Source organism: Legionella maioricensis (assembly GCF_023618015.1).
In the GTDB taxonomy this organism is placed as follows: Bacteria; Pseudomonadota; Gammaproteobacteria; order Legionellales; family Legionellaceae; genus Legionella; species Legionella maioricensis.
Genome location: NZ_JAJKBJ010000047.1, coordinates 1 through 5,799 on the forward strand (window position 1 = coordinate 1; position 5,799 = coordinate 5,799).

Consider the following 5,799-nt stretch of genomic DNA (forward strand, 5'->3'; position numbering starts at 1 on the left):
AGATCCAGCCAGGAGCTTTGTGAACAAGATGTCTGTTCTTTGCAATAGACTCTTAAATGCCGCGAACAAGCCGCGGCACGTAGGTTCTTCTAATGGCCAACCGCCCCACTTTTGGGAAAAGATAGTAAACGTTATACCTCTTTAACTTCAATAATACTCACTTCTTCAACAGGAACATCCCCATGCCCCATACGTTGACCGGTTTTAACTTTGGCAATTGCATCAACCACATCCATCCCTTCAACTACTTCACCAAAGACACAATATCCATAACCTTGAGCATGATCACCGCTGTAATTAAGAAAGCCATTATCTGCAACGTTAATAAAAAACTGGGCTGTTGCTGAATGAGGATCCATGGTTCTGGCCATAGCTATAGTTCCACGCTTGTTTGGCTTGGCTTTTTTTGCTTCATTTTTAACAGATGCTTGTGTTGATTTTTGTTCCATATCAGCATTTAGTCCACCGCCTTGAATCATAAAACCATCAATGACGCGGTGGAAAATTGTATTACTATAAAAGCCGCTACGTACATAATTCAGAAAGTTTTCTACTGTTGCAGGAGTATTTTCTGCATCCAACTGTAAATGAATATCGCCTTTCGATGTACTAATAACTACCATTGTATCTCCTGTTATCTCTATAATTTTAAGAATTTATTACCAGATTGCGCATTTTAGCACAAACATCATGTAATACATGGATATTGTGGATACTAGCAAGAGCGGTAAATAAATTAGCTTTTTGTTTAAACAAATGATGCAAACAAGACCGTGAATAATTAAGGCAAGTATAACAAGTACATGTTGCCATAATAGGCGATAAATCATTAGCAAAACATGATTTTTTTATTTGAATACGTTCATTTTCATACTCACTTGCAAATCGCAACCAACTCCCCTCTGAGACTAGCTCACCACAATATAAAGCCCCATGTCGGGCATTGCGTGTAGGTGCTACGCAATCAAACATGTCTATTCCTTCAGCAACTACATCCAATAGATCTTGAGGAGACATCCCCACCCCCATGGTGTAACGAGGCTTATGCTCCGGCAAATAGTCTCTAACCCATCGAATCACTTCCACGGTAGTTTTCATATCAAAACCAATGGTCTCACCGCCAATGGCAATGCCATCGGTATTCATAGAAGAAACAAAGTCAGCGCTTTCGCGACGTAAATCCTCAAAAATACCGCCTTGAACAATACCAAATAACGCTTGTTGATAGCCATAACGCGAATTCGGATGTTGTTGATGATAAGCCATAGACTGTTTCAGCCATCTATGGGTTCGAGTCATGATAAGCCCTACTTCATCCTTGGAACAACTATCCGGTGTGCATTGATCAAAAGCCATAATAATATCAGCACCGATAATTTTCTGAGTTTCCAATGACATTTCGGGTGTCATATGAATCAATCGTTGACTACCAGGCAATTTAAAATGAGCACCTTCTTCATCTATAGTGCAAATATCTTTATTTTTCGATAAACTAAAAACTTGAAAACCACCACTATCGGTTAACATAGGACCATTCCATCCCATAAAAGGATGCATACCCCCAGCCTTTTCTATCACCGCCATCCCTGGAGCACACAACATATGATAGGTGTTACCACCTAAAATAATTTGACTGCCAGCCCCATGCAATTCAGTTGGCGTCATATTATTCACTCCAGCACGGGTACCCACCGGCATAAACACCGGAGTTATAAATTCTCCATGCGGAGTAGTAACGCGAGTGACTCGAGCTTTGGTGCCTGAATGGCGATGAAGTACTTCACAAGAAAAGGTTTTCATTAATAAAAAAAATAACTCAAAAAAAGAGCAATAATAACCAAGACAATCCCAGATTACCAGCAATTAAATTGAAGCAAAACTCTCTAACTCTTGCCAATAGTTGTTGAAGAAACCGATGATTAAAACAGTCAATGCTGATGACAAGCGATACAACCCGAGCAGGAGTTCCAGCAGGCACGTTGTTTGCCTTGATGATTTTCTCGGCTCATGAAAGCACGGAAATCCGGATTCTTGTAATCAAGAGACAGCCCTTAACTGGGAGTACGAGTTAAAAAATAAAGCAATAATCCAGTAAGCGCCATAAAGAGAAAATATAATGCAGTCCACCCAGGCATAGAAATCCCGGCCATTGTCCAAGTCACTTCAGCGCAATCACCCGCCCCCCAAAAAAGAGCTCGGGCGACTGTCTGCCAAGGGAAATATCGAATCAAGACATCCAGATCAGGCATACACGCCGGAGCCTTTCCCGCGGGTAAGGATTGTAACCACAGTTGTCTTAAGGAAAAAAACAGTCCCGCGCAAGAAATCACTACTTGCGTCAAACAAACAAAATGCGCTTTTTTTAAAGTTCCTAAACTTAATCCCAATAAGCCCAATAATAAAAAAACACATAGACGCTGCATAATACATAAAGGACAAGGACGTAATCCTAAAAAGTACTGAAAGTAAAACGAGGCAAATAAGACAAAAAAGGTAACTAATACCAGAACAAGCTGAATTTTTTTGTAAGTTAATTTTTTCATGATTTAGGCAACATATATTGTATTGCATCCTCAAGATCTTTTTCATTACACTCAATACAAGTACCTTTTATGGGCATAGCGTTTAAACCTTTTATTGAAGAAGCAACCAAATCTTTTAAAGTTCTTCCGGTTAAACGAGGTTTCCAATCCTTTTCATTTTGCAATTTAGGTGCCCCAGCTAGTCCATCACGATGACATACAATACAGTGGTGTTCATATATTTTCTGCCCTGATTCGTTTGCTTTTTTCGTTGTTTCTTTATCTTCAGCTGAGGTCTGAGCTGTAGTTCCCTCTTGTTCTTGAACGTGCAGCTGCCCTACGGGTTGCAGTCTTTGTTGTATTTTCTGCAGCTCGGGATCATCAATCGCATAGAGAGAAAATGAAAAAAAAGCCAACAGTACTGCAATATTCAACCTCATTCTGATACATCTCCACCAAATATTGGAAAATCATAACGACAAGCAATGTTTTTTTCCAGCATGATTATAGTAGGACATACAAAAAAACACCACTTAAGCGGCTTTTTTAACCTATTTCTTCTTTATGACGCTCAGTCAACAGGTTATGTTACACTGTAAAACAGTGGAGTAAAGCTGAGTTATGAATGGTTATTCAAAAATATAATAAAAACGCTCAAGACTCTTTACCTGAAACAATCCTTGCATCAGGATTCAAGCGCTATCCCCAGTTTGTCAGTGAGGCTCTGGAAAGATACTTTGAAGCACGAGTAAAAAACTCGTGGCAAGGTGGGCACATCCTACATGGAAAAACACCGACATCAGACGCTCTGATTTTTTCAAGCAATGATTATTTGAATATCAGTGAACACCCTCAATTGATTCATGCTCAAGTCACGGCAATGCAAGAATTTGGTAATGGCTCAATGCAGTCGGGGGTATTTTTAAGCAACAACAGTATGCTGTTTGATGAATCCGAAAAGCAATTTAGTCATTTTTTAAAACGCTCTTCCACCTTACTAACTCAATCAGGATGGTGCGCCAATATGGGTTTAATCCAAGCACTGGCTCGCCCTCAAGTTCCTGTCTACCTGGACTTTTATACCCATATGTCCTTTTGGACCGGCGTAAAGGCCTCCGGGGCTACTGCAGTTCCTTTTAAACATAACTCAATTGGATCACTAAAAAAAAGATTAGAGCGTCATGGTCCGGGCATTATTGCTGTAGATTCAATTTATAGCACAATTGGAACAGTTAGCCCGCTCACAGAATATGTAAGACTTGCTCAGGAATATGACTGTCTCCTCGTAGTGGATGAATCTCATTCTTTAGGTACTCATGGTCCGGAAGGAAGAGGTTTAGTTGCTCAGTTAGGTTTGTCCGAACAAGTTGATGTCATTACCGCCAGTTTAGCAAAAACATTTTCTGGTCGAGGGGGACTCATTGCCGGAAAAAAAGAGCTGATTGAATTCGTCCGCTACTCCTCACTGCCGTCCATATTTAGTTCCGCTTTATTCCCTCATGATTTAGCCGGATTTTCTTCTTCAATAAAAATTATTTCTCAGGAAGAATGGCGAAGAGAACAACTACATGCCAATGCCAATTATTTAAGAGAAGCCCTTTTAATCCAGGGATTTGATTTAAGCTCCAGCGAATCACAAATCATTCCAATAATGGCTGGTACTGAAGCCAATATCATTTGGCTAAGAAATGAATTGGAAAAAGAAAACATCTTTGGTGCCGTATTTTGTGCTCCCGCCACACCAAAAAATAAAACATTAATTCGTTTATCCCTCAGTGCAAATCATAAAAAAAGTGATTTGAACCGCGTAATTGAGTGTTTATCAAGGCTGGCCACACAAAATCCAGATAACTCATTAGCATTTTTTCACAAAGGCCATTGAAGGCCAATCTCTTATTGATATGCTCTTATCCATGAACATCAGATCAAGAACATTTCCTCAGCATCCAATTGCTCTAAATGCTGATGATAGGATAAAATTTTATCCAAACGAACATCAAATAAAACCGAACCTTGAACATAAGCATAATAATAAGTTTCATCTGAAACAAATTTATGGGCAGGTACGAGGCAATTAGACCATTCGTTCCATTGAGGCGTTGCGGAGTTTGCCTGCCAGAAACAGGGAATTTTTTCACCGCTGAGCAACTGGTCTAAAACCTCCTCACTAGCCCCATTATCAAGTGCTAAATCATAATGCAGACGCATATCCGCTTCATTTTTAACAATTAAAAAACTAATGTTTGCATCATCATCCAACATAAAGAAACTGCCTGAATTATCTGCAAGATAAAACTCCACTATCCCTTTATTTTTACATAGCTCCCAAAAAAACTCGGCAAATTTTTTATCATGCAAACAGCTGGGCGAAGTGACGGATAACATCCGGACAATCATGTCAGACATACCGTGAAAATAGTGCAATTGCAAATCATGAATACTCTTCACAATCAGTCCCGCTACATCTGGATCACTTTTTTTAATATAACGATGAATTAATCCTTCGTTAAATGCTGCAATAGCAAGTTTCTCATCCGCTTGGCCAGTGAGCAGGATTTTTTTAATGTGTGTGTCTTCAATCCGTCTACAAAATTCTAACCCATCCATCCCTGGCATCGCATAGTCTACGACTATGACCGAAATTTCAGAAAAGCGTCTGGAATTATATACTTCTGCATGAATAGTTGCCAAATCCAGATTGATTGTATGATTAGTCAATGGACAGTTTTTCGCTTCGGTATATTCACTAATACAACGTTGGCTTAATAATTCAAGTTCACAACGTTTTTTATGAATACAATCCAGAGCATCAAATGGGGAGTCGAATACGCGATAAGCTAAACCTTCATCTAACTGCAACACAAAGTTCAATAAAAAATCACGACTATCATCTACAAAAACTGCGGTACTTGGAAAGTAGCAGGTAGGTATAGAGAAATGTTGCATAGCTCCTCCTGAGCATAACGTTCCAACATCTATTGCACCCTTTCCTGAATTAAAGATAAATTAGTTATCATTTTGGTAAGAGCCACAACCCGCTATAAAATATCACGATTGCCTTCTTTAGCCAAATTATTTACGTTTATCTACATCACGATTTATTTAATTTTTCTCTTCTTAGAAACAAAAAAGATCCTTTCTAAAAATGAATCACGGGACTATCCAATACCTGGAAAAACCATCATCCCGAACATAAAACGTCATCCCGAACATAAAACGTCATCCCGAACATAAACGTCATCCCGAACATAAACGTCATCCCGAACATAAACGTCAT

At 39.2% G+C, this 5,799-nt stretch carries 6 protein-coding genes; 1 reads left to right on the top strand and 5 read right to left on the bottom strand.

Annotation, left to right across the window (positions count from 1 at the left end; genetic code table 11):
* Positions 1–131 precede the first annotated feature (131 nt).
* The 4 genes from LOX96_RS17280 to LOX96_RS17295 all read right to left on the bottom strand — a co-directional run bounded on the left by LOX96_RS17280 (position 132) and on the right by LOX96_RS17295 (position 2,962).
* Positions 132–623 (bottom strand): peptidylprolyl isomerase, encoded by a 492-nt coding sequence (locus tag LOX96_RS17280; RefSeq protein ID WP_250424763.1) that lies wholly within the window; start codon positions 621–623, stop codon positions 132–134.
* Between the two features lie 25 nt (positions 624–648).
* Complete coding sequence (tgt, locus tag LOX96_RS17285) at positions 649–1,800, bottom strand: tRNA guanosine(34) transglycosylase Tgt (RefSeq protein ID WP_250424761.1); 1,152 nt, start codon at positions 1,798–1,800, stop codon at positions 649–651.
* A gap of 251 nt (positions 1,801–2,051) precedes the next feature.
* Positions 2,052–2,543 (bottom strand): disulfide bond formation protein B, encoded by a 492-nt coding sequence (locus LOX96_RS17290; RefSeq protein WP_250424759.1) that lies wholly within the window; start codon positions 2,541–2,543, stop codon positions 2,052–2,054.
* Positions 2,540–2,962: a c-type cytochrome gene (locus LOX96_RS17295; protein ID WP_250424757.1), complete on the bottom strand. Its 423-nt coding sequence runs from the start codon at positions 2,960–2,962 to the stop codon at positions 2,540–2,542. Before LOX96_RS17295 ends, LOX96_RS17290 begins: the two co-directional genes overlap by 4 nt.
* Positions 2,963–3,147: 185 nt before the next feature.
* Between LOX96_RS17295 and cqsA the strand changes: the two genes are divergently transcribed.
* On the top strand, positions 3,148–4,404 hold the full coding sequence (cqsA, locus tag LOX96_RS17300; RefSeq protein ID WP_250424755.1) for an alpha-hydroxyketone-type quorum-sensing autoinducer synthase: 1,257 nt from the start codon (positions 3,148–3,150) through the stop codon (positions 4,402–4,404).
* A gap of 38 nt (positions 4,405–4,442) precedes the next feature.
* Here the strand turns inward: cqsA and LOX96_RS17305 are convergent, their stop codons facing one another.
* Positions 4,443–5,468 (bottom strand): response regulator, encoded by a 1,026-nt coding sequence (locus LOX96_RS17305; protein ID WP_250424754.1) that lies wholly within the window; start codon positions 5,466–5,468, stop codon positions 4,443–4,445.
* Between the last annotated feature and the right edge of the window lie 331 nt (positions 5,469–5,799).